This window comes from Micromonospora noduli (assembly GCF_003264365.1).
In the GTDB taxonomy this organism is placed as follows: domain Bacteria; phylum Actinomycetota; class Actinomycetes; order Mycobacteriales; family Micromonosporaceae; genus Micromonospora; species Micromonospora noduli.
Genome location: NZ_PYAK01000005.1, coordinates 108,424 through 130,874 on the forward strand (window position 1 = coordinate 108,424; position 22,451 = coordinate 130,874).

The window sequence follows — 22,451 nt, forward strand, 5'->3', positions numbered from 1 at the left end:
CATCCGGACGCCATCGGAGGGCTGGTGCCGGATCTGCCGGTTTATTGATGGTGTTGGTGTCACTATGGCAGGCGTGGGAACTGCGAAAACTGCCATGCCTGCGATCTCGCCGCTCACCGGCGATCCCATCAAGCGGGCCGATGCCGAGCGGCTAGCGGGGGTGCTGAAGGCCTTCGCCGATCCGGCGCGACTCCGGTTGCTCAGCCTGATCCAGTCCGCGCCGGAAGGTGAGGCGTCAGTGAGTGACCTCACCGCGGCGCTCAATCTCTCCCAGCCGACGGTGAGTCATCACCTTCGGATCCTCACCGAGGCCGGCCTCCTTGAACGCGACAAGCGCGGGGTCTGGGCGTACTACCGCCTGGTGCCCGCCGCGATCGCGCAGATCGCCGACCTGTTGACGCCGCCCCGGAAGCGGGCGACGAAGAGGGCCCGCTGACCGGGCCGGAGGGCCGGCTCGTCACATCCGCTCCAGCGTGCGGATGCCGAGCAGGTGCAGCCCCTGCCGCAGGGTCCGGGCGGTCAGCTCGGCCAGCAGCAGGCGGCTCTCCCGCAGCTCATCGGTGGCACGCAACACCGGGCAGCGCTCGTAGAACGCGTTGAACGCGGTCGCGAGTCGGTGCAGGTAACCGGCGAGCTGATGAACTCGAGACTCCCCTCCAACTCGCCGACCACCCCGGCGGAGCCGAGCAGCTCGACCGCGAGCGCCCGCTCCGCCGGCTGCGCCACCACGATGGGCGCTTCCGGCCGCACAGCGGTTCCGGCCCGCCGCAGCACGGACCGGATCCGGGCGTACGCGTACTGGAGGCAGGGCGCGGTGTTGCCGTCCAGCGCCAACATCCGCTCCCAGTCCAGGACGTAGTCCTTGGTCCGGTCGACGGACAGGTCGGCGTACTTGATGGCACCGATGCCCACCGCGCGGCCGATCTCGTCGGCGGTCCCGACGTCCAGATCCGGGTTCCTGCTCCGGGCCAGGTCGGTGGCACGGGCGACCGCCTCCTCCAACAGTCCGACCAGCTTCACCGACTCACCGGCCCGGCTGCGCAGCATCCGCCTGTCGGTGCCGAGGATGGACCCGAAGCCGAGGTGCTCGACCCGGGCCGGCGGGCAGAGCCAGCCGGCCGCCTCAGCGACGGCGAACACCATCGCGAAGTGCTGCCGCTGCGGTAGGCCGACGACGTACAGCAGCCGGGTAGCGCCCAGCTCGCCGACGCGCTGCCGCAGCGCGGCCAGGTCGGTGGTCGTTTCGGTCGACACCGGGCAGGGAACTGCCTCGGGACAGACGAGGGGTGATGATGAGCCGATACACACCACTGCCGATGGCCCGTACGCGACGCGCGCTCGCGCTGCTCGGCACCGTCGCACTGGCTGCTGCCTGCACCACCACCGAGGATCCGCCCGGCTCAGCCCCGGCGACCACCGCACCGGCCACCGCGTCGGCGTCAGCACCCCCGACAGACCCGCCATCGCCGAGCGCGAGCACCCCGGTGACCATCCCGACCTCCGCCTTCGTCGAGTTGCCCGCCGAGCTGCGGAAGTCTCCGCGACGGACGACGCCCGTCGAGGAGGCCCTGCCGAAGCTGTGCGGCAACGAGTTCGGTACCGGCGGCCGGCAGGTAACCGCGAGCGCCGCGATGACCGTCACCTACCAGAAGGCCGGCGAGCCCTCCAGCAACGTGCCGCAGGGGATGATCCACCAGACCATCTTCACCTTCGACGGCGACGGCGCCTCGGGTTACCTGAGCCGTCTCCGCACGGCCGTGCAGGCGTGCCCCTCGTACGACCAGTCCGGAAACCGCGTCACCGTCAAGAGTCACGCACTGCCCGGGGTCGGCGACGAGGCGTTGCTGCTGACCCGGACCTGGCCCGAGACGAGCCTGAACGGCGAACGCACCGGCGAGACCGCGTCCAGCCAGATCGCGGTGGCCCGTGTCGACAGCGCGGTGACGGTCTTCGACGACCAGGGGTGGGAGGGCACCAGCGGCAACCCCGCCATCCTGGACCGGGTCGTCCGCGACGGCGTACGCGTCATCGACACCTGGCAGCGGTAACCCCGAGGTCGCCGCCACAACGGCTTCCACCGACCGGTCCTGTTCTCCGTCGGATCATGGACACCTGGACCCGGGCCGCGCTCGCGCCCGGAGACTAGGGGATCTCGGTCCACAGTGAAGTTGACGACCTGGATGTGGCGGCTGATGAAGGTTTCTCCCCCGGGCAGCGGCGAGCACCGCGACGGCCCACCGCATGCCGGCGAGCTGTTCACCGACCGGGAGACCGAGTCCCAGGCGTTCAAGTCGACAGTTACCCGTTTTCGCCAGCTGCTCGACAGTGACGACGAGGTCGGGGTCGCCCGCCACAACGTGCTGACCTTCTACGGCCTGGGTGGCATCGGCAAGACCGCTCTCTCCGAACGGTTGGAGGCCTGGGTCCGTCACGACCTTCCGCTCGTCAACGGCTGGGGGCCGCCTCCGGCCACCAACGTCGACACGACGGCCCGCATCGACCTGCACGGCTCTGCCGGTCGCATGGACCTTCCGGCCGCACTGCTCGCGTTGCGGGCCGGTGCGGCCGGCATCCGTCGCCGTTGGCCGGTCTTCGACCTGGCGTTCACGGCCTACTGGTCGGCCCTACGTCCCGGTGAGCCGCTGCCACGCTTCCGGGGGCGGGACGAGCTGGAGAACTCGGTGGCGGAGACGGTGGGCGAGGTGCTCAAGGACCTCGGCTCGCTGGCGGACCTTGCCGGTGGCACGGCCGCCTCGCTCGGGGTGCGTGGTGTCCGGAAGGTGGTCGGCGAACTCCGGCGCCGACGTGATCTGCGGCTCGCCGTCGACGGGTTCGCGGGCTTCGAGGATTTCCTGCTCCGTTGCGCCGACGAGCCGAGCCCCACCGAGCCTCGACCGGCCCTGGCCTGCGAGCTCGCCGCGGCTCTGTCGTGGGAGCTGGCCCAGATCGTTCCGTCGCCAATGGTGGCGGTGTTCGTCGACACGACCGAGCGGCTCGCCCTGGACCCGCGACGGGTCTCGGAGGGACACCTCAACCGGCTGATCCACTGCATGCCGAACGTGTTGTTCGTACTGACCGGGCGCGATCTGCTGGACTGGTACGACGACAGCCGCGTCGACCTTCCGCACCGCGGGTGGTGGACCTGGCCAGGGCTCGTGCCGGGTGCCCCGGACAATCCCCGGCAGCATCTCGTGGGCAACCTCTCCCCGTCGGACACCCGGGCGCTGATCCTGCGCGGACGGACCCAACTCGACCTGCCGATGAGCGACGAGGTTGTCGAGGACCTGGTCCGATCGTCGGCGGGGCTGCCGCAGTATCTGGAACTGGCCCGGCAGGTCGCCATCTCGATCAAGGATGCCGGGGTCGGACGCCAGGTGAAGACCCAGGACGTCACGGGTTCCCTCGGTTCGCTGGTGATGCGCATCCTCGACGACGTTCCGGCCGACGAGCAACGGGCCATCCGGGCCGCGTGCCTGTTCCGGGTCTTCGACACGCATCTGATGGCGGCCGCGGCGGACGTCGACCACGGGTGCGCCGAGCGGGCCGTTCGGCGTCCGATGATCGACCACCACCACGGCGACCGCTTCCCGTACCGGATACACGACGCCGTCCGGGAGGCGATCCGCCGGTCCGACCACCAGATCTCCGGCGGCTGGGCCGAGCGCGACTGGGAGCTGGCTGCCGTCCGGGCCGCCGCGGCAGTCCGACGTCTGCATGACGATGCCAAGGATCGTGAGGACAATCGCGAGGTCCTGGACCTGATCGGTGTCGCCGTCGTGCTGGTGTGCGAGCAGAGCACGACGCTGGAGCCAGCTCCGAGCGAGAACTACGCGGACTGGTTGTCACGTGCGATCGTGTTCAGTCCTTCGGTGCAGGGCCTGCGGTCCCGGGTGCCGGCGGCGAGCCGCACCGAGTACGGTCGCCTGGTCCTGAACTTCATCGCGGCCAAGTCCATCGAGACGCCCGTGGACGAGCGACTCGGTCTGCTCCGCGAGATCTTCGACTCTGATCACCCGCTCTGGACCGCCGCGGGCCGGCATCTGGGCTACACCCTGCGGCTGCGCCAGCGTTGGGACGAGGCGCTCGCCGTCTTCGACGAGCTGGTCGCATGTAAGCCCGCGCCACTGCACCTGGGGCAGCGTCCACAGGTCCTGAGCCTGGCGCGGCGTTTCACAGACGCCGACCAGGCCGCGCAGGGGCTCCCGGTGCAGAGCTTCATCACGAGGCTGGCGGAGTACGCCCATGGTCGGCCGGAGCGCTACTTCGCCGAGGTCCCCGACAAGATGGCAAAGCTTCGCGGCGCCGGCCGCCAGCGGGAGTATCTGGAAGAGGTCGGCACACTGCTGATGCGGCGGGCGTTCTTCCGCGGCGATGTGAGCGTCGACGAGTTGCGCGACTTCGCCGAGCAGGCCGACCTGTCCGGCCACCTGGTAGCGACCCGCTCGGCGCTGCTGACCACGGTCCTGCTGGGGCGCTCGGCCCCGACGGACATCGTGCTGGCCATCGACCGGCTACGAACCCTGGACGAGGCGTCGATGGGCGATATCGGGTACCGCTACGGACTTGCCGAATCCTGCACGGCACTGATCGTCGGCGACCGCGACCGCCTGGAGCGACTACGAGACGAGCTCAGCCGGCTGCCGTCGCGAACCCGTTCGATGATCCCGGTCGAGTGCTTCCTGGAATCGGTTGGCTTACCACTGCCCGCCCAGCCAACCCAGTGGCTCGAGCCCGCCGAGGTCGTCACCCGCCGCTGGGCCGATCACTTCGCGGCGTACGCCGCACGTCACAGGTGATGCAAACCCATCATCGCTCGTCGCTACGGGAGGTTCGCCATGTCGGACGGTCAGGGAACGAAGGCACCGTGGCTTCCGCCGCGGTGGTTCATCCGGCTGGCCTGGTCGGTGCATCGGGGCCTGTACCGGGTCACCGGCAGCCGGGTCGGGCTGTGGCGACCCCGCGAGCACCGGTGGGGCACGCTGCTGCTGACCACGACCGGTCGCCGCACCGGTGAGCAGCGCAGCGTCATCATCGCGTACTTCGAGGATGGTCCAAACCTGGTTGGCGTGGCGATGAACGGCTGGGGTGAGGGCGCCCCCGCCTGGTGGCTCAACCTCCAGGCGCACCCGGACGCGTCGGTCGATCTGGCCGACGGGCGGCGGCTGGTCCGCGGCCGGGCCGCCACCGACGACGAGCGGTCGCGGCTGTGGCCCCGCTGGCGCGAGGCCGACAAGAACTTCGACGCCCACGCCGCGCGGCGATCGTCAGAGACCACAGTGGTGGTGCTGGAGCCCAGATCGGGTGGCGGCTCCCCGACGCCATGAGGCGCTGCCAGGGTCGGAAGACAACTGCGGCGGTACGACGTCCCGCGCGCGTACATCCCGGGTGGTAGGCCCATCGGCAACTCCGGCATGACGACTCACCAGCGGTTTGCTTCCTAGGCTGCCACGCGTACCCGTCACGCGACCGAGGGGATCCACAATGTCTGTCCGTCACCTGCTCGCCGCCGCCGTAGCCGCCCCGCTCGCAGGGATCGAGCTAGCCGCACCGGCAGCCGCGCACGTCTCGGCCCAGCCGACCGTTGCCACTGCTCTCTCCATGAGTTCAGGGCGTTTCGGTGCCAGTGCGGCCGTCCTGCTGGGGCTGTTCGGCACCATCATCGGAGGACTGGCCCTGGCGCGCCCCGACAGTCGGCTCGGTACCGGCTCGGGAAGCCTCGGAGCCGTCCTGGCCCTGGCGGCAGGGCTGATCGGCATGGCGCTGGGTGGGCTGGTGGTGGCCACCTCCGACAGTGGCATCGGCACGGGCAACGGGCGAGGCGGGGCCTACGTGGCGCTGATTGTCGGACTGGCCGGCGTGGTGCTCGGCGGGCTGGCCCTGCTTCGCGCGCGCCGCACCGGCCGCCTGGCGGGCTGACAGTGACCGGTTCCGGCGTGAAATCGCCTGGCCGATCTCGTACCGCCCATGATCGTTTCGGCCGACCAGCCGATGGTGGTGCTCAGGAGCGAGCGAGCCAACCAGGCACGGTCAGACCGGACTCGTAGGCGAGGATCACCAACTGGGCTCGGTCCCGGGCATGGGCCTTGGTCATGATCCGGCTGACATGTGTCTTGGCGGTCGCCGGGCTCAGCACCAACCGCGCCGCGATCTCGTCGTTGGAGAGGCCGGCGGCGACCAGCGTCAGCACTTCACGCTCCCGCTCAGTGAGCACGCTCAGTCGCGGCCCGGGGTCGGGATGCTTGGCCCGGGCCGCGAACTCGGCGATCAACCGCCGGGTGATCGACGGCGCGATCAGCGCGTCACCCCGGGCCACCACCCGCACTCCGTGGATCAACTCCGCTGGCTCGGTGTCCTTGACCAGGAAGCCACTGGCACCGGCCCGCAGCGCGCCGTAGACGTAATCGTCCAGGTCGAACGTGGTCAGAATGATGACGCGAGCATCGGAGTTCGCGACGATCTCACCAGTGGCGGCCAGTCCGTCGAGCCCGGGCATCCGGATGTCCATGAGGACGACATCGGGTCGCAGTTGCCGGGCCAGTCGCACCGCCTCGAATCCGTCGGCAGCCTCGCCGACCACCTCGAGACCGTCCTCACCGTCGAGAATGGACCGGAAACCGGCGCGTACGAGGGTCTGGTCGTCGACGAGAAGCAGCCGGATCACATCTGCTCCCCCACCGGCGCCGGGTCGGCTCGCATCGGCAGACGGGCGCTGACCCGGAAGCCCCCGTCCGGCTGCGCGCCAGTGGTCAACGAACCGCCGAGTGCCCGTGCCCGCTCCCGCATTCCGAGGATTCCGCTGCCCGGCGAATCCGGCTGGCCGGTGCCGTCGTCCTCGACCTCCACGAGCACGTCGTCGTGATCGGGCCGGACCCGGACCACAGCGGTGGTGGCACGCGCGTGACGCGCCACGTTGGTGAGCGCCTCCTGGACGATCCGATACACCGCCAGATCGACCTCCGGCGGTAGCGACCGTGTCTCGGCCAGCTCGGTGCGGATCTTCAACTCCGGCCCGGCGGCCGTCCTGATCAGATCACCGAGGCGGTTCAGACCGGGTGCGGGCACGACCGTCGGGGCCTGCCGCAGTGCGCCCAGGGTCGCGCGCAACTCACTCAACGTCTCCTTGCTGGTCTGTTTGATCGCGGTGAGGGCCTGCTCGGACCGGACCGGGTCGGGTCGGTGCAACGCGGCGCTGGCCTGCACGTTGATCAACGACAGGTGGTGGCCGAGCACGTCGTGCAACTCCCGGGCAATGCGCAGCCGCTCCTCGGTGGCCCGTCGCCGGGCCTCCTCCTCCATCCGCTGCTCGGCGACGACCGCTCGGGCCTGCGCCTCGGCGAGGTAGGCGCGGCGGTTGCGGGTCACGCCGACGATCACCGCGACGAGCCAACCGGCGTGCAGCAGCGTCGCCCCGTTCATGGTGTTCGGGGACCGGTTGTAGCTGTCCGCCACGGCGAAGGCGATCACCGAGGCGAGGCCGAGCCCGATGGCGACCGCGAGATATCCCTCGTCGACGACGGTGTAGAGCGCCACGACGAACACCAACATGATCGGGCCGGGCCGGTGCAGCAACGCTCCGTACGCGCCGATGGCAACCAGCGCCACGACGCCCACCGGCACCGGGTGGCGGCGGCGGACGTACAGCGCGCCGGTGGAGAGCAGCACCGTCAGCAGCGCCGCCCATTCGGCGGCGGTGTCGATGCCACGCGACTGCACCACCAGGCCCGTGACGGCGACCAGACCCACGGCGGGCACCAGGGCCACGTCCGCCGTCCGGCCCCGCCACCCTGCCATGGGCCGAAGCCTAGCCTCCCGCGATCCAGCGGCAGAAGGTCCGACTGGACGGTTCAGGTGTGCCGGTGGCCCTCGGCCAGGTTCGCGTCGTAGCCGGCGGCCTGGAGGGCGAACAGTTCGGAGTACCGGCCGCCGGTGGCGACGAGGTCGGCGTGTGTGCCGGCCTCGACGAGCCGGCCGTGGTGCAGGACGAAGATCCGGTCGGCGTGCCGGACGTTGGCGAGCCGGTGCGTGATGAGGATCGTGGTGGCACGACCTTTCCGGTCCCGGATGGTCTGGAACAGGGCGTCCTCGGCGCGGGGGTCGAGCGCGGAGGACGGCTCATCCATGATCAGCAGTTCGGCGTCGCGCAGGAACCCGCGAGCCGCCGTGATGCGCTGCCACTGCCCACCGGAGAGGTCCTGGCCTCGCGCGAAGGTCCGGTCGAGCAGCGTCTCGTACCCGTGCGGAAGTTCGTTGATCATGTCGTGGGCGACGGCGCGGCCGGCGGCGGCCTCGATGCGATCCTGCCGGGCCTCGCTGTCGACGTCGCCGATGGCGATGTTCGTGGCCGCGGTGAACGGCCACTTGTGGTATTCCTGCGTCACCACCGCGATCCGGGCGCGCAGCCCGTCGACGTTCCAGTCCGACAACGGGCGGCCGTTCCACTCGATACTGCCCTCGCTGGGGGCGCGAAGACCGGCGATCATCGCGGCGAGGGTCGTCTTGCCCGAGCCGTTCTCCCCGACGAACGCGACGGTCTGCCCGGCGGTGATCGTCAACGTCACGCCGTCGACGGCGGAGTCGTCCCGATCGGGGTAGCGCAGGCTCACCTCGTTGACGGTCAACTCCCGCAACCGCTCAGGATCGGCCGCGGCAATTGGCCCGGTGCTGGTCGGTAGGTAGGCGTCGGCGCGGGTCATGAACCCGGTGTAGTCGCCGAAGTGCTGCCCCTCGGTGTAGACGTGGTCGACCTGAAAGGTGGCGATGGCCAGGGACCGCTGCGCGGACTGCACCGCGATGACGCAGGTCGCCGCGGCGGCGAGCGGGATCTGCCCGTCGAGGAGCAGCAAGCCGAGCAGGGCGTAGACGGTGCCGGTCGCGAGACCGCCGACGACGGCTCCGACAGTGGTGGTCGTGGTGACCCGCCGGGCGAGGGCGAGCTGGATGTCGGTCTCCACCTGCATCACCCGGTCGTACTGGTCGAGCAGGAACCGGCGCAGCCCGTAGGTGCGCAACTCCGGGGCCGAGGCACGTTCGGCCATCAACTTGTGCAGCAGCCACAGTCGACGTCGACGCACCGATCCGGCGGTGTACGTCTGGTAGCGCAGATGCCCGGCCCGCAGCGACGCCCACGCGTTGGGCACCGTCGCGACCAGCAGCGCCAGCAGCAGCAGCGGATGGATGACGATGACGGCGGCCGCCACGGCGAGCAGCCCGGCCAGCCCGGCGAGCAGGTTCATCGACGCCTGCACCAGCCCGATAGTCGACTCGGTGCCTCGCGAGGCGCGTTCCATGTCATCGGCGAACGCGTCGGCGTCGAACGCCTCCAACCGGACCGCTGTGGACACCTCGAACAGGCCCCGCTCCACCTCACGACTCACCCGAGGCGTCAACCCGTTCTGCGCGTACCCGGTGGCGATGCCCATCCCGGCGCGGAGCGCGACCGTTGCCGCCAGCACTGCCAGCGCGGGCAGCGCCGCCCGCACCTTGTCCGCGGTCGGTCCGCCGGCGAACAGTTCCACCAACACCCGCTGCGTGGCCAACAGGCCGAAGGCGGCCATCACCCCCGCGCCGACCGTGGCCGCGGCCACCACACCGGTACGGAGCCGATCCGCGCGCCAGCTGATGCCGACGGCTGTCCAGACGAGCCTGGGCAGCTCCGCGAAGACGGCCAGGACGCCGGCCTCCGCGCGCGCCCGGAACCCCGTCTCCCACCACATCTCCCGCAGCTCCGGCAGCACCGACTCCGTGCGCCCAGGGTGAGGCTTGCCGGGATTGAAGCGGTGGGCCTCTGCGGTGGCGGTCTCGCTCATGGACGTACCTCCGGACGGCGCAGCCGTCGCCATTCCCTGCCGGGCTGGCGGGGTGGCGGCTTTCTGGAGGATTGGAACACCCGAACATAGCTCTCGGCAATCACTCGAGCACTCGCCGTTATGGATGCGATATTGCCGGGACGGCGTCCCGGTGCGTCACTGCGTGCGCAGATCGTCGAGGCGCGCTTTCAGCGCCGTGGCGATCTCGCCCGCCGCGACGATCTGCTCCGGCGTGAGGGCGTCGACGAAGAGCTCCCGGATGGCGCGCAGGTGGGGAAAGGTAGCGCCCCTGAACGCCTCGGCGCCGGCCGTCGTGAGCAGCACCTCCGCCCCGCGGGGAACCGTGGCGCACTCCTGGCGGCGGATCAGGCCGCGCCGCTCCATCCGCCCGAGGTGGTGGGAGAGCCGGCTCCGCTCCCACCCGATGTGCGAGGCGAGTGCGGACGAGCGCATCGCCTGGCCCTCCGCCTCGCTGAGGGCCAGGAGCACTGAGTAGTCCCCGGTCGAGAGCGAGGAGTCGCCCTGGAGTCGGGACTCGAGCCGGGAGCCGAGCGCTGCCGTCGTCTCGATGAAGTCCCGCCAGATTCGCAGCTCGTCGGCGGTCGGGAGCTGGCGTCCGCCCCGCCGGCCGGGTGTGGCCTCCGTCATCTCACTCTCCCGGGAATTGACGTGTCAATCGCCAAGTTAGCATCATTGACACGTCAACCGGTAGGTCCGCTCCCGCGGGTCGCCGGCGGATTGCACCGAGGAGGAGACGATGGCAGCTGCAGACTTCGAGCTGGGGCTCAACTCGTTCGGGGAGGTGGCCACCGACGGCGACCGGGTTCTGAGCGACGCCGAGACCGTACGGCTACTCGTGGACGAGGCACGGCTTGCCGAGTCGACTGGACTCGACGTGTTCAGCGTCGGTGAGCACTACCGCGAGGGCCACAACGACTCGGCCACACCCGTGCTGCTGGCCGCGGCCGCGACGGCAACCGAGCGAATTCGCCTCGGCACCTCGGTCACCGTGCTCAGCACCAACGACCCGGTACGGCTCTACCACGAGTTCTCCACCCTCGACGCCGTCTCCAACGGCCGTGCCCAGATTGTCCTCGGCCGCGCCTCCGCTACCGAGTCGTTTCCGCTGTTCGGTTACGACCTGGCCGACTACGAGCGGTTGTTCGAGGAGAAGCTCGACCTCTTCCTGCGGCTTCAGCAGGACGAACCGGTCACCTGGTCCGGCACGGTACGAACCGCACTGACAGCGCAGCGGCTGCACCCACGGATGCAGCCGGGCGGCATCCCGACCTGGATCGGTGTCGGAGGAAGCCCAAATTCGGTCATCCGCGCCGCCCGGCACGGACTTCCGCTCATGCTCGCGATCATCGGCGGGCGCCCCCAGCGCTTCGCCGGCCACGTCGACCTCTACACCAGGGCGCTCGAACAATTCGGGCATACCCTGCAGCCAATCGGGCAGCACTCACTCGGTCTTGTCGCAGACACCGACGAGGAGGCGGTGGAGACGTGGTGGCGATACTGGCAGCCGGTCGTGGCGGCCCTGGCCGCCGAACGCGGCTTCTACAAGCCGGACCGTGCGCGCTACGAGGCCGAGATCGACCACGGGGCGCTCTTCGTCGGTTCGCCCGAGACGGTGGCGCAGAAGATCGCCACTGTCGCTCGCGACCTGCGACTGAGCCGCTTCGACCTGAAGTACGACATCATGCACCTGCCCCGCGAGGCACGCGCGCGCACCATCCAACTGCTGGGCAGTGAGGTCGCGCCGCGGGTCCGGGAGCTGCTGGCTAAGGAGCCCAACCATGTCTGATCTGCTGTTCGGCCTGGACACCTTCGGCGACGTACCGCAGGACGACGCCGGCAAGCTCGTCTCCCACGCGGCGGCGATCCGGCAGGTCGTCGACGAGGCCGTGCTCGCCGACCAACTCGGGGTCGACGTCATCGCCCTGGGCGAGCACCACCGGCCGGAGTACTCGGTCTCCACGCCGGAGACGGTGCTGGCCGGAATCGCCACCCGCACCTCGCGGATCCGGTTGGCCTCCGGCGTGACCGTGCTGAGTTCGGACGACCCGGTACGGGTGTTCCAGCGCTTCGCCACAGTGGACGCGCTGTCGAACGGCCGCGCCGAGGTCATCCTCGGTCGTGGCTCGTTCACGGAGTCGTTCCCGCTCTTCGGCTACGACCTGCGCGACTACGACACGCTGTTCGAGGAGAAGATCGAACTGTTCGTCAAGTTGCTGGACGAGAAGCCGGTCACCTGGAGCGGCACCCTGCGCGCTCCGCTGGAGAACGCCGACGTGTTCCCGAAAACCGAATCGGGTCACCTGGACACCTGGGTCGGTGTGGGCGGCTCGCCGCAGTCGGTCGTCCGCACCGCCCAGTACGGGCTGCCACTCATGCTCGCCATCATCGGCGGCGCCCCCGAGCGCTTCGCGCCCTACATCGACCTGTACCGCCGGGCGGCCGATCAGCTCGGTACGACCGCGCACCCGGTCGGCATGCACTCGCCGGGCTTCATCGCCGACACCGACGAGCAGGCCAAGGAGATCTACTGGCCGCACTACCGGATCATGCGAGACCGGATCGGCAAACTGCGGGGTTGGCCCCCGATCCGCCGTCAGGAGTTCGACTCCGAGGTGGAGAACGGCTCCCTCTACATCGGTTCACCCGAAACGGTGGCCCGCCGGATGGCCCGTGCGATCCGCAGCCTCGGCGTCGGCCGGTTCGACCTCATCTACTCGGCCGGAGCGCAACCGGCCAGCGCCCGGATGCGCGCCGTGGAACTCTACGGCTCGAAGGTGATCCCCATGGTCCGCGAACTGCTGGCCTGATCAGCACTTCCAAGCGAGAGGACGACATGAACGACAACGACCGGAGCCGGCCGGCGACCCTCGGCATCCTCGGGGCCGGCAAGGTGGGCACGGTGCTCGCCCGTCTCGCCGTCGCCGCCGGCTACCGGGTACGGGTGGCCGGCTCCGGCGACCCGGCGAAGATCGCCCTCACCGTCGAGGTCCTCGCCCCCGGGGCCGAGGCCACCACGGCGGTCGACGCGGCGGCCGACGCCGACGTCGTCATCCTCGCCCTGCCCCTGGGCAAGTACCGCAGCGTTCCCGTCGAGGCGTTGCGCGGCAAGCTGGTCGTCGATGCCATGAACTACTGGTGGGAGATCGACGGTATCCGCGACGACCTCACCAACCCGCGTACCTCGTCGAGCGAGACCGTCCAGGCGTTCCTGTCCGGCTCACGCGTCGTGAAGGCGTTCAACCACATGGGCTATCACGACCTGGAGGACGAGGCCCGGCCGGCGGGGGCGACCGGCCGCAAGGCCATCGCGATCGCCGGCGACAACAACGCCGACCTCACCGAGGTCGCGGCCCTGGTGGACGCGCTCGGCTTCGATCCGGTCGTCGCCGGGCCGTTGGCCGAGGGGGTACGACTCGAACCGGGCAGCGAGTTGTTCGGCGCCAACGTGAGCGCCGACGAGGTACGCGCCATGCTCGACCGCTTCCCGGAGTCGGAGCGGGGACGGATCATCACCGCTGCCCGAGCCGCGACCTCGCCCGACGCGGCCTAGGCGTCGAACGCCGTCCGCGGTTCGAGGTGCTGGCCCACGGCGTACTGCTCGTCGAAGTCGCTCGGGCCCAGCGCCTCGGTCGCGGCGGCGCGCATCCTGGCGAGGTCCGCCGCGTCGTCCGGGTCCGGCACCTGGCCGAGTGCCGCGAACGCGGCATCGGCGACACCGATCATCCTGGCCGCGCGGGAGTGGTCCCCCTCGGCGGTCGCGAGCGCGGCGCCGGCGACGCAGACGTACGGCACGAAGTCGGCCCAACCGTTGTGGAACACCCGCTCGCGGTTCTCGGCGAACAGCGTTCGGGCCACGTCCAGGTTGCCCAGCCCCAACTCGCAGAACGCGAGGTTGTGGAATTCGGAGTTGACAGTCTTGGGTTGGCCGAGCGCCTCGTTGAGCGCGATGCTCTCCCGGTACAGGTCCCGAGCGCGGAGCAGGTCACCGGACATCCTCGCCACGCCGGCCAGCACGTGCCTCGGTCGTTCCTCCAGGGCCCGGTCGCCGGAGCGCAGCGCCACCGCGAGAGCCTCCCGGGCTCGTGCCTCTCCCGCCGGCAGGTCACCGCCGCGAATGGCGACCCGGGCGAGGCTGTACCGGGCCTCCACCTCGCCAGCCAGGTCACCGGCCGCCTGGGCCCGCTCGATCTCGGCCTCGCTCATCCGCACCACGGCGTCGGTCTCGCCTCGGCGAAACGCCGAGCGCACGCTCTCACTGAAGGTCATGGCCTTCTCCCCCATCACTGACACCGCCCGGTCGAAATCGTCCGTCACCGCGCGTGGAACATGGTCCAGGTCTCCACGAGCGTGAAGCCCATCGACTCGTAGAGTGGCCGACCCATCACGCTGGTGTGCAGGTAGGCGGCGTCCGCGCCGGCCGCGATGCCGTCCCGCAGAACCGTCTCGGTGATCACCCGGCCCAGGCCACGACCCCGGGCGGACGGAACGACGGCGATGTTGAACACGCCGACCACCCCGGAGGTCCGCATCCCGAGCCCGGTGCCGACGGGCCGGCCGGACTCCTCGGCCAGGTAGCCGGTGATGGGGTCGGCGTCGAGCACCGCACCACCCATCAGCGATCCGAAGAGGCCCTCGGGAACCTCGAAGCTCCGGGTGAGGGCGTCGGTGTAGAGGTCGTTCTCGGCGGCGCCGACCTGACGCACCGAGGGGCGCTCCGCCGAGCCGGCGCGGAAGGTGAGGTCGTCCGCCGCGCAGGCCAGCAGGGGCAGCTCGGCGCGTTCGAGGAGGCCGTGCCGGGCCGCGAGGTCAGCGACCTGGTCGTCCGCCTCGCCCCTCACGATGATCGACCAGTGCGCGGCCTGCCGGCCGACCTGGATCGCCATCTCGTCGAGCGACCCGAGGTCGGGCTCCGTGGACCTGTCGTACGCCGCGTTGAGCGTCGCGACACCGGCCTGCGTCACCCCCGCGCGGGCGGTGCCCCGCTCGGCGTACCCGCCCTTCGGAGTCACCCCGCACAGCGCCTCGAAGGCGTCGAAGTACGCCGCCGCCATCCGATCGGCGGTGATGTTCATGACGGGACTCCCTAGACCGGTCGTTCTGCTCCGGTCGACAACCTAGCCACCGATCACGCTGACCAGCAAATCACGGGCGCGGGGACCGCCACCTGCTGTCCGGCTTCGAACCGATCAGGAATCGAGAAGCCCGAGAGAGTCCGAGCGGCCTAGCCTTTCCCCAGGTGAACGGCAGCACGCCGACCTGGACGACAAGAGGGAGCCCGAGAATGTCCGCGAAGACCACTACCGTGTCCGACGGCTTCAGCCCCGAGGAGCGGGCCGCGATGAAGGAGCGCGCCAACGAGCTGCGCGCCGAGGGCAAGAAGGGCGCCAAGAAGGCGGACGGACTGCAGGCGGTCCTCGACCGGATCGCGCAGATGGAGCCGGAGGACCGCGCGCTCGCCGAGCGGGTGCACGTGACGGTGAGCGCCGCCGCCCCGGGCCTGACGCCGAAGACCTGGTACGGGATGCCCGCCTACGCGAACGAGGACGGCAAGATCATCGTCTTCTTCCAGGACTCCGGCAAGTTCAACTACCGGTACTCGACACTGGGCTTCCAGGACCCGGCCAACCTTGACGACGGGGACCTCTGGCCGGTGGCGTACGCGTTGCAGCAGTGGAGCCCGGCCGTGGAGAAGAAGATCACCGAGCTGGTGCGGACGGCGGTCTCCTGACCGACGCCCGCCCCCTCGTTGGCTCACTCCCGGTGCGATGATCGAGGGCCGGAGCCGACGGAGACAGGTGGTGCGGACGATGCGGTATGGGCCGCCGGCGGTACGACGAGTCCACCGATGACCGGCCGGGCCGGTGAGGTGTTCGACACCGGTCGGACGGTGTCCGACATCGAGTCGTTGCTCGCCGCGGACCTGCCCACGGGCGGCGTGCCGGTCAGCGAGGGGGACCCGGTCACCGGTGAGTGGACGGGCACCCGCGGCGAGGGCTTTCGGATCGTCCCGCTCTGGGAGAGCGAAGCCCTGACGGGTGTGTACGGTCCCGAATGGAACGAGGCCGAGGATGCCGCCGAGGCGAACCTTGCCCTGGTCGTAGCGGAGTTGGACCAGAGGTGGGGCGCGCACCGCAAGGTCTCCATGCGGGTGCCGCTGTTTCGGGATCAGGCCGGTGAACCCATGCCGGCGCTGTTCCAGTCGCTCTGCGACCTGGACTGTTACGGCGACCTGGCGGTCTGGGGGCCGACGGTGGCCGAGGGTCGGTGGATCGCGGTCTCGGTCAACCAGTGCGACGGCGACGCTCCCATGATCATGACGGTGGTTGTCAGTCAACCACCGATCATCGAACTGTCGGACTGACCCGCCCGGCGCCCACGCCCCGGTACGTGCCCTCATCGACGTCGCCCACAGCTCCTATGGTTCGTGCATGTCGATCACAGACCATGCGCTGGTTGTCGAGGCGGCGGAAGCTGGAGCCGCAGTTGTCCGCTCCCGGTACGGCTCCACACTGACGCGCGTCATGAAGACCGGCGGCGACTTCGCCACCGCCGCCGACGTCGCGGCCGAGCAGGCCATCCTTGACGTCCTACGCACGGCGCGTCCGGACGACGCCGTGGTGGCCGAGGAGAGCGGGCGCACGGGTACGGGCGACAACGGACGCACCTGGCTGGTCGATCCGCTGTGCGGCACGTTGAACTTTGCCGCGCGGACCATGCTGGCCTCGGTCAACGTCGCCCTGCGCACCGGGTCGGACGTCACAGTGGCGGCCTCGGCGGACCCGTTCGCCGATGAGGTGTTCTGGACCGACGGCACCGCCGCGTACGTCCGGAGTGCGGGGACGGACGAGCGACTGTTCCCGTCGGCCGAGTCGACGCTGGTCGACCTCAACCTCGACCCACCCTTCCCCAACCGGGACGTCTTCCTGGCCGCCCGCATGCTCGCCGACGAGGGCTTCCTCGAACAGTTCCGGCCCCGGGTGGTCTCCACCAGCCTCGCCGTGGCCTGGGTCGCCGCCGGTCGCCGCGCCGCCTATGTGACGGACCGCCAGGACCTGCGCAACAGCGTCCACTTCGCGGCCGGAATCGCGCTCTGCCAGGCAGCCGGCTGCGTGGTCACCGGGCTCGACGGCCAGCCGCTGCACGCTGGTGGGGACGGTCTCGTCGCGGCAGCGGACGAGCGGACGCACGCCGCCCTCCTGACGCTCATCCGGAAACAGGGCTCGCGATCGAGTCGGCCTTGACATGAAGTGCGGTTGAGGTTCTAGCGTCCCTAAATGATCACGTCGGGGCCGCCGCGCCCGGACGTACGTCAGCTGAACGACCACCGTCGAAGGGATTCCGATGTTCCTGTCCCGCCTTCTCCGCCCGCATACCGTCGCGAGCGCGCACTGCGACCTCCCCTGCGGCGTCTACGACCCCGCGCAGGCCCGCATCGAGGCCGAGTCGATCAAGGCGATCTCCGAGAAGTACCAGGCCAGCGACGACCCGGAGTTTCGCACCCGCGCGCTGCTCATCAAGGAGCAGCGGGCCGAGCTGGTGAAGCACCACCTCTGGGTCCTGTGGACCGACTACTTCAAGCAGCCGCACTTCGAGAAGTACCCCCAGCTGCACGGCCTTTTCAACGAGGCGACCAAGCTGGCAGGTGCCGGCGGCGCGAAGGGCGCCGCGGACCCGGCGGTCGCCGAGCAGCTCCTCGGCAAGATCGAGGAGATCTCGAAGATCTTCTGGGAGACCAAGCAGGGCTGATCAGCCGGCACCGGGTGGCACCCGGTTCGGCGTACCGCGTTCGGGAGGAACCGCATGACGTCGCGCACCGACCTCGTCGAAGAGTTGATGGGCCGTTTTCCACACGTGCCGCGGGAGGCGGTCCTCAAGGAGGATCTGCTGCGGGGCGGGCTCGCCTTCGACGACGCGGCACTGACCGACAACGAGCACGGCGACGTCAAGCCGAAGTCGTACTTCATCTTCTCCTTCGATCACCGGACGCTGCCGGAGTTGGGGACGGCGGCGCTGCGCCGGCCACCGGAGGAGATCGTGCTCACCGGGGGTCCGTACGGGCTGCGTCGTACCGTCGTTTCGGTCCGCACCAACCCCAGCTCGCCGTACCGCGTCGGCACCGACAGCGACGGTCGACTGCGCCTGTTCCTGGACGGGCGGCCGATCGCCGATGTCGGGCTGCCCCCCATGCCGGCGTATTACCGCCACACGCTCGCCAACGGCAAGTCGGTGATGGAGGTCGCCCCGACGATCCAGTGGGGTTACCTCATCTACCTCACCGCGTTCCGGGTCTGCCAGTACTTCGGCGCCAAGGAGGAGTGCCAGTACTGCGACATCAACCACAACTGGCGGCAGCACAAGCAGGCCGGCCGGCCCTACACCGGGGTCAAGCCCGTCGACGAGGTCCTCGAGGCCCTGGAGATCATCAACCGGCACGACGTCGACCGCGCGTCGCAGGCGTACACGCTGACCGGTGGCAGCATCACCTCGCAGGTCAACGGGCTGGCCGAGGCCGACTTCTACGGCCAGTACGCGCAGGCGATCGAGGAACGGTTTCCCGGACGGTGGATCGGCAAGGTCGTGGCCCAGGCGCTGCCCCGAGCCGATGTGCAGCGGTTCCACGACTACGGAATCCGCATCTACCACCCCAACTACGAGGTGTGGGACAAGCGGCTGTTCGAGTTGTACTGCCCGGGCAAGGAGCGGTACGTCGGCCGGGAGGAGTGGCACCGGCGCATCCTCGACTCCGCCGAGGTTTTCGGCCCGCGCAACGTGATCCCGAACTTCGTGGCGGGCGTCGAGATGGCCGCCCCGCACGGCTTCACGAGCGTCGACGAGGCGATCGCCTCCACCACCGAGGGGCTTGACTACTTCATGTCGCGGGGGATCACGCCCCGGTTCACCACCTGGTGCCCGGAGCCCACCACACCGCTGGGCCGGACGAACCCGCAGGGCGCGCCGCTCGAATACCACGTCCGCCTGCTGGAGGCCTATCGGGCGACCATGGACGCCCACGGCCTGTCCAGCCCGCCCGGGTACGGCCCCGCCGGGCCCGGGCGAGCGGTCTTCTCGGTCAGCTCCTTCATGGACACCCTGCCGTCCACGGAATCGTGACGGGCCCGCTCGGCTGGCCCGCCCAGGTGGATCCGCCGATGAGCGGTATACCTCAGAGGTATAAATATGCCTCTGAGGTATACCGCTTAGAACCGCATCCGCCCCGACGAAGGTGCCGACGGTGATCAGCAGCGCGACACTCGTCTAGCTGGCGTACGTCTCGAACTCACCGACCCGTGGCGTACCGCTGGAGCTGTTGATCTTGAAGTTGATCTTGCTCATCGCGGCGGTCGAGAAGGTGATCGAACCGGCCCCGCTACCGGAGGCCAGGACGGCTCCGTTGTCGTTGTTGATCAGCTGCCAGGACCCGATGGAGCCCTGGGTGCCGGACGGCTCGCGGATCACCACCCGGGACACCTGGGTCGCGGAGCCCCACTTGATCGAGATCGTGCCGGTCGACCCGGCCGGCGACCAGTAGGTGCTCAGGTTGCCGTCGCGCACGTTGCCGTAGCTGGTCCCGCTGGCCTTGCTGGAGCCGTCGGCGCCGGCGCCCAGGCTGAGGTTGGTCCCGCCGGTGGGCGGAGGCGTCGTGGGCGGAGGCGTGGTCGGCGGAGGCGTCGTGGGCGGCGGGGTGGTGGGCGGCGGGGTCTGCGGCGAGCAACTGCCGTTGGACACCTTCAGACCCGTGTTGGCACCGACCGTCTGACGGACGATGTCCGGCACGCAGCTCGCCCCGTCGAGGCTGTACGGGTACGGGATGCTGACAGTGGTGTTGGAGGTCGGGTTGGGGCCGGCGGGGTAGTTCTCGCTGCCGGCGCTGGACCAGGTCACGTTGTCGAAGACGTTGCCGGCGACCTGCCAGTAGCCGCGCTCGTTGGTGTAGAAGGTGCCCAGGACGTCCTTGGAGTCACGGAAGTAGTTGTTCTCCACTTTGGCCCTGGCCCCTGCCCGGGAGTTGATCCCGGATTCATGCAGGCTCACGTAGTGGTTGTTGTAGATGTGGGCAACGCCGCCGCGTAGCAGCGGCGTGCGGGAGTCGATGTTCTCGTAGAGGTTGTGGTGGTACGTGATGAAGCCGTTCGACAGGTCGCTCTCGCTGGACCCGACGAGACCGCCGCGACCGGAGTTGCGCAGGATGCTGTAGGACAGCGTCACGTACTGGGTGTTGTCCTTCATGTCGAAGAGGCCGTCGTACCCCTCGGACTCCCCGCCCGAGGCTTCCAGGGTGACGTGATCGACCCAGACGTTGCGGACCGTGCTCTCCATGCCGATGGCGTCCCCACCGTTGGAGGTGGGCGAGCCCGACTTCTTGACGTTCCGCACTGTCACGTTCTGGATGATGATGTTGCTCGAGTCGCGGATGTGGATGCCGAGCTGGTCGAAGACGGCGCCGCCACCGACCCCGATGATGGTGACGTTGCTGATCTGCTTGAGCTCGATCACGCCCGCGGCGGTGTTGCAGCTCGACCCGGACACCTTGCTGGTGTTGCCGTGGTTGATGGTCCCGGTCACCTCGATGGTGATCGGGGTGCTGCTGCTGGTCCGTCCGCACAGTGCCGCGTGGATCGCCGTGCCCGTGCTGGCCCGCACCGTCTGCCCGCCCGCGCCGCCGGTGGTCCCGCCGTTCTGGGTGGCGTAGCCGGTGGCGTTACCGACCGCCGCCGACGCCTGCGGGGTCGGCAGCACCACCCCGGCCGCGATCACCACGCCCGCCGCAGCCGCCGCGGCCAATACCGCCTGACGTCGCAACACGACTGGTCGTCTCATGTCGCCTCACCTTCGCATTCGTCTCGTTCCAGGCTTCGCCCCGACGGACATCGCGACCGCACCTGCCGACGAACATCATTCAGAATTGGCGACAGTCAATCGCGAGGATTTCATCGAGGTCTCTCACGCCCTGGTAGAAGCGGGGATGTGTCGCGCGAACGGGGTGTGCCCGGCAACACCGCTCGCCCGACCGTTAAATGAAACATCGATGCAACGCAATCGTAGGAAAGCGGTTTCCCTGAAGGCAATAGCTGGCGCTTGCAGGTTTGTTGCAGTGCTCGCGGGAGGGGTCGGGCGCGCGGGCCAGCGTGGTCCGGCCCGCCGGCGGGGCGGGTTCCCGGCTTGTTGCGCGCTCGGTATTGACACCGTTGGGCCCGCCATCGATGCTCTGCTAAATCAGTTTAGCGACCGACTCACTCCGCCCCGTCCCACTCCTGGTCCCCGGGCGGGATCGCTGACTGAGCGCACCACCCCCGAGAAAGGACCCGCATGAGACTGCGACAAGGACTGATCCCGATCGCTGCCACCCTCGTCCTGGCCGGCGCATCCGGCACGGCGTACGGCAGCGCGAGCGGCAGCCGGGGCGCCACGGACGGAATCCGCAGCATCACCCCGATCACCACCGTCTACACGTACGGCCAGAAGGTCTCGGCGGTGGCGATCGAGTACGGGGCCGCGGTCAACCCCCGCACCCTCGACACCGCCACGTTCTCGGTGACCGACACCATCTACAACTTCCGCTTCAACCCCATCGAGGACCTGCCGAAGCTCGCCGACCGGACCGTCACCCACACCTACACCAACGGGACACCGGGCACCCGTGCCGACCACCGATCGACGCCGGGCAGGTACGTCATCGTCGAACTCGACCCCGCCGACACCGGCGGCTCGACGGTCATCGTCTCCAAGTGCCCGACCTTCCTCTGCACGGTGAAGGTCAACCCCGAGCTGCCGACCCGGGTCGTGCAGCGCAAGGACGTGCACGGCCAGCCCGGCCGCGGGGCCGGCAAGGGGCCGGTGCTCGCCCGGGCCACCCCGCGCGAGTCCCGACCGGTCACCGAGAAGCCGGTCAACCAACTGGTCGACGAGTTCACCTACGGCTCGTTCCTGAGTGGCGGAATGGTGCTGCCGTACCACTACCACCTGCCGAAGAACTACCAGCCGGGCCGCAAGTACCCGCTGATGGTCGTCCTGCCCGGTCACGGGATGGGCTGGGACGGTGACAACCTCGGCGTCCAACTCGCCGCCGACATCCCGGCGACCGCGTGGCTCCAACCGCGGTGGACCGGCACCGCCGAGGACGTCATCGTCCTGGCGCCCCAGCACCAGCGGGTCGGTGGGGCCGCCGAGGCGGACCTGCTGGTCAAGCTGCTCGACCAGTTCGTCGGCCAGTTCGCGGTGGACACCCGTCGGGTGTACGCGACCACCGTGTCGTACGGCTCCCAGCTGCTCTGGGAGGCGTTCGCCAAGCGTCCGGACCTGTTCGCCGGCGGGTTGGTGACCGGTGGTTTCCCGGTCAACGCCACCCAGGCGACCGCCATCGCGGCGGCCGAGGTGCCGGTGTGGATCACCCACGGCGAGCACGACCACCTGCTCAACGTCTCGGGCGCGCGTAACTCCACTGCGGTGCTGCGGCAGGCGTACGCCGCCCGGGGCAAGACGCCGGAGCAGGCTGCCGACCTGGTGCGCTACACCGAGTACGCCGACGCCGCGTTCTCGTTGCCGGACTACCACGCGGCGTTCGGGCCGACCTACGAGGACGCCAGCATCCTGCGCTGGCTGCTGGGCCGGTCCAAGCCCTGAGGC

21 protein-coding genes and 1 pseudogene are annotated in these 22,451 nt (G+C 69.7%); 14 read left to right on the plus strand and 8 right to left on the minus strand.

The annotated features are described in order from the left end of the window. Positions 1 to 94 precede the first annotated feature (94 nt). The gene (locus GUI43_RS05850; RefSeq protein WP_112585316.1) at positions 95 to 436 is read left to right on the plus strand and encodes an ArsR/SmtB family transcription factor; all 342 of its coding nucleotides are present in this window, start codon (positions 95 to 97) and stop codon (positions 434 to 436) included. 21 nt (positions 437 to 457) lie between these two features. Here the strand turns inward: GUI43_RS05850 and argS are convergent. Beyond that, positions 458 to 1,236 (minus strand): annotated as a pseudogene (gene argS, locus GUI43_RS05855) (arginine--tRNA ligase domain-containing protein); the annotation flags it as partial. Positions 1,237 to 1,292: 56 nt separating this feature from the next. Here argS and GUI43_RS05860 point away from each other — a divergent pair. The 4 genes from GUI43_RS05860 to GUI43_RS05875 all read left to right on the plus strand — a co-directional run bounded on the left by GUI43_RS05860 (position 1,293) and on the right by GUI43_RS05875 (position 5,916). Further along, complete coding sequence (locus tag GUI43_RS05860; protein ID WP_249037663.1) at positions 1,293 to 2,048, plus strand: hypothetical protein; 756 nt, start codon at positions 1,293 to 1,295, stop codon at positions 2,046 to 2,048. 144 nt (positions 2,049 to 2,192) lie between these two features. Then, positions 2,193 to 4,796: a hypothetical protein gene (locus GUI43_RS05865; protein WP_146765865.1), complete on the plus strand. Its 2,604-nt coding sequence runs from the start codon at positions 2,193 to 2,195 to the stop codon at positions 4,794 to 4,796. Between the two features lie 39 nt (positions 4,797 to 4,835). Then, positions 4,836 to 5,324, plus strand: coding sequence for a nitroreductase/quinone reductase family protein (locus GUI43_RS05870; protein ID WP_112601648.1), 489 nt, complete (start codon positions 4,836 to 4,838; stop codon positions 5,322 to 5,324). Positions 5,325 to 5,481: 157 nt separating this feature from the next. Then, positions 5,482 to 5,916, plus strand: a complete 435-nt coding sequence (locus GUI43_RS05875; RefSeq protein ID WP_112698244.1) for a DUF6223 family protein — start codon at positions 5,482 to 5,484, stop codon at positions 5,914 to 5,916. A gap of 82 nt (positions 5,917 to 5,998) precedes the next feature. Here the strand turns inward: GUI43_RS05875 and GUI43_RS05880 are convergent, their stop codons facing one another. From GUI43_RS05880 to GUI43_RS05895, 4 genes are all read right to left on the minus strand, one after another. After that, entirely contained in the window at positions 5,999 to 6,661 is a 663-nt protein-coding gene (locus GUI43_RS05880) for a response regulator (protein WP_112585306.1), read from the minus strand. Next, complete coding sequence (locus GUI43_RS05885; protein ID WP_112698245.1) at positions 6,658 to 7,791, minus strand: sensor histidine kinase; 1,134 nt, start codon at positions 7,789 to 7,791, stop codon at positions 6,658 to 6,660. The genes GUI43_RS05880 and GUI43_RS05885 overlap by 4 nt, the downstream gene beginning before the upstream one ends. Positions 7,792 to 7,844: 53 nt before the next feature. Further along, positions 7,845 to 9,713, minus strand: a complete 1,869-nt coding sequence (locus tag GUI43_RS05890) for an ABC transporter ATP-binding protein (protein ID WP_112585619.1) — start codon at positions 9,711 to 9,713, stop codon at positions 7,845 to 7,847. Positions 9,714 to 9,962: 249 nt separating this feature from the next. After that, entirely contained in the window at positions 9,963 to 10,454 is a 492-nt protein-coding gene (locus tag GUI43_RS05895; RefSeq protein WP_112585302.1) for a MarR family winged helix-turn-helix transcriptional regulator, read from the minus strand. Between the two features lie 109 nt (positions 10,455 to 10,563). Between GUI43_RS05895 and GUI43_RS05900 the strand changes: the two genes are divergently transcribed. From GUI43_RS05900 to GUI43_RS05910, 3 genes are read left to right on the plus strand one after another with little or no spacing between them, the layout of a single operon-like run. After that, positions 10,564 to 11,613, plus strand: a complete 1,050-nt coding sequence (locus tag GUI43_RS05900; RefSeq protein WP_112585300.1) for an LLM class flavin-dependent oxidoreductase — start codon at positions 10,564 to 10,566, stop codon at positions 11,611 to 11,613. Then, the gene (locus GUI43_RS05905; RefSeq protein WP_091401095.1) at positions 11,606 to 12,634 is read left to right on the plus strand and encodes an LLM class flavin-dependent oxidoreductase; all 1,029 of its coding nucleotides are present in this window, start codon (positions 11,606 to 11,608) and stop codon (positions 12,632 to 12,634) included. The genes GUI43_RS05900 and GUI43_RS05905 overlap by 8 nt, the downstream gene beginning before the upstream one ends. Positions 12,635 to 12,660: 26 nt before the next feature. After that, the gene (locus GUI43_RS05910) at positions 12,661 to 13,377 is read left to right on the plus strand and encodes an NADPH-dependent F420 reductase (RefSeq protein WP_112698246.1); all 717 of its coding nucleotides are present in this window, start codon (positions 12,661 to 12,663) and stop codon (positions 13,375 to 13,377) included. Here the strand turns inward: GUI43_RS05910 and GUI43_RS05915 are convergent. Beyond that, the gene (locus tag GUI43_RS05915; protein ID WP_112698309.1) at positions 13,374 to 14,093 is read right to left on the minus strand and encodes a tetratricopeptide repeat protein; all 720 of its coding nucleotides are present in this window, start codon (positions 14,091 to 14,093) and stop codon (positions 13,374 to 13,376) included. The genes GUI43_RS05910 and GUI43_RS05915 overlap by 4 nt on opposite strands. A 44-nt stretch (positions 14,094 to 14,137) precedes the next feature. Further along, the gene (locus GUI43_RS05920; protein ID WP_112585296.1) at positions 14,138 to 14,899 is read right to left on the minus strand and encodes a GNAT family N-acetyltransferase; all 762 of its coding nucleotides are present in this window, start codon (positions 14,897 to 14,899) and stop codon (positions 14,138 to 14,140) included. Between the two features lie 209 nt (positions 14,900 to 15,108). On the opposite strand from GUI43_RS05920, the gene GUI43_RS05925 reads away from it, so the two are divergent. The 5 genes from GUI43_RS05925 (at position 15,109) to GUI43_RS05945 (ending at position 18,938) form a co-directional block, all read left to right on the plus strand. Next, a complete protein-coding gene (locus tag GUI43_RS05925) occupies positions 15,109 to 15,555 on the plus strand; it encodes an iron chaperone (protein ID WP_112601645.1) in 447 nt (148 codons plus the stop codon). 117 nt (positions 15,556 to 15,672) lie between these two features. Beyond that, positions 15,673 to 16,188, plus strand: coding sequence for a hypothetical protein (locus GUI43_RS05930; protein WP_112698247.1), 516 nt, complete (start codon positions 15,673 to 15,675; stop codon positions 16,186 to 16,188). Positions 16,189 to 16,255: 67 nt separating this feature from the next. Beyond that, a complete protein-coding gene (locus tag GUI43_RS05935) occupies positions 16,256 to 17,068 on the plus strand; it encodes an inositol monophosphatase family protein (RefSeq protein ID WP_112698248.1) in 813 nt (270 codons plus the stop codon). Between the two features lie 100 nt (positions 17,069 to 17,168). Beyond that, positions 17,169 to 17,573 (plus strand): superoxide dismutase, Ni, encoded by a 405-nt coding sequence (gene sodN / locus GUI43_RS05940; RefSeq protein ID WP_112698249.1) that lies wholly within the window; start codon positions 17,169 to 17,171, stop codon positions 17,571 to 17,573. A gap of 54 nt (positions 17,574 to 17,627) precedes the next feature. Next, positions 17,628 to 18,938: a radical SAM protein gene (locus GUI43_RS05945; RefSeq protein ID WP_112698250.1), complete on the plus strand. Its 1,311-nt coding sequence runs from the start codon at positions 17,628 to 17,630 to the stop codon at positions 18,936 to 18,938. A gap of 144 nt (positions 18,939 to 19,082) precedes the next feature. Here GUI43_RS05945 and GUI43_RS05950 read toward each other — a convergent pair whose 3' ends face one another. Next, a complete protein-coding gene (locus GUI43_RS05950; RefSeq protein ID WP_112698251.1) occupies positions 19,083 to 20,645 on the minus strand; it encodes a pectate lyase family protein in 1,563 nt (520 codons plus the stop codon). A 489-nt stretch (positions 20,646 to 21,134) separates the two neighbouring features. Here GUI43_RS05950 and GUI43_RS05955 point away from each other — a divergent pair, with 489 nt between their 5' ends. Beyond that, positions 21,135 to 22,448, plus strand: coding sequence for a hypothetical protein (locus GUI43_RS05955; protein WP_112585284.1), 1,314 nt, complete (start codon positions 21,135 to 21,137; stop codon positions 22,446 to 22,448). Positions 22,449 to 22,451 lie beyond the last annotated feature (3 nt).

Excerpts from the sequence above, each read along its gene's own strand:
- GUI43_RS05920 (WP_112585296.1), bottom strand. The coding sequence starts at position 14,899 with ATGAACATCACCGCCGATCGGATGGCGGCGGCGTACTTCGACGCCTTC.
- GUI43_RS05950 (WP_112698251.1), bottom strand. The coding sequence starts at position 20,645 with ATGAGACGACCAGTCGTGTTGCGACGTCAGGCGGTATTGGCCGCGGCG.
- GUI43_RS05955 (WP_112585284.1), top strand. The coding sequence starts at position 21,135 with ATGAGACTGCGACAAGGACTGATCCCGATCGCTGCCACCCTCGTCCTG.
- GUI43_RS05900 (WP_112585300.1), top strand. The coding sequence starts at position 10,564 with ATGGCAGCTGCAGACTTCGAGCTGGGGCTCAACTCGTTCGGGGAGGTG.
- GUI43_RS05945 (WP_112698250.1), top strand. The coding sequence starts at position 17,628 with ATGACGTCGCGCACCGACCTCGTCGAAGAGTTGATGGGCCGTTTTCCA.
- GUI43_RS05905 (WP_091401095.1), top strand. The coding sequence starts at position 11,606 with ATGTCTGATCTGCTGTTCGGCCTGGACACCTTCGGCGACGTACCGCAG.
- GUI43_RS05895 (WP_112585302.1), bottom strand. The coding sequence starts at position 10,454 with ATGACGGAGGCCACACCCGGCCGGCGGGGCGGACGCCAGCTCCCGACC.
- GUI43_RS05925 (WP_112601645.1), top strand. The coding sequence starts at position 15,109 with ATGTCCGCGAAGACCACTACCGTGTCCGACGGCTTCAGCCCCGAGGAG.
- GUI43_RS05935 (WP_112698248.1), top strand. The coding sequence starts at position 16,256 with ATGTCGATCACAGACCATGCGCTGGTTGTCGAGGCGGCGGAAGCTGGA.
- GUI43_RS05870 (WP_112601648.1), top strand. The coding sequence starts at position 4,836 with ATGTCGGACGGTCAGGGAACGAAGGCACCGTGGCTTCCGCCGCGGTGG.
- GUI43_RS05885 (WP_112698245.1), bottom strand. The coding sequence starts at position 7,791 with ATGGCAGGGTGGCGGGGCCGGACGGCGGACGTGGCCCTGGTGCCCGCC.
- GUI43_RS05860 (WP_249037663.1), top strand. The coding sequence starts at position 1,293 with ATGAGCCGATACACACCACTGCCGATGGCCCGTACGCGACGCGCGCTC.
- GUI43_RS05875 (WP_112698244.1), top strand. The coding sequence starts at position 5,482 with ATGTCTGTCCGTCACCTGCTCGCCGCCGCCGTAGCCGCCCCGCTCGCA.
- GUI43_RS05850 (WP_112585316.1), top strand. The coding sequence starts at position 95 with ATGCCTGCGATCTCGCCGCTCACCGGCGATCCCATCAAGCGGGCCGAT.
- GUI43_RS05910 (WP_112698246.1), top strand. The coding sequence starts at position 12,661 with ATGAACGACAACGACCGGAGCCGGCCGGCGACCCTCGGCATCCTCGGG.
- GUI43_RS05890 (WP_112585619.1), bottom strand. The coding sequence starts at position 9,713 with ATGTGGTGGGAGACGGGGTTCCGGGCGCGCGCGGAGGCCGGCGTCCTG.
- GUI43_RS05915 (WP_112698309.1), bottom strand. The coding sequence starts at position 14,093 with ATGACCTTCAGTGAGAGCGTGCGCTCGGCGTTTCGCCGAGGCGAGACC.
- sodN (WP_112698249.1), top strand. The coding sequence starts at position 17,169 with ATGTTCCTGTCCCGCCTTCTCCGCCCGCATACCGTCGCGAGCGCGCAC.
- GUI43_RS05930 (WP_112698247.1), top strand. The coding sequence starts at position 15,673 with ATGACCGGCCGGGCCGGTGAGGTGTTCGACACCGGTCGGACGGTGTCC.
- GUI43_RS05865 (WP_146765865.1), top strand. The coding sequence starts at position 2,193 with ATGAAGGTTTCTCCCCCGGGCAGCGGCGAGCACCGCGACGGCCCACCG.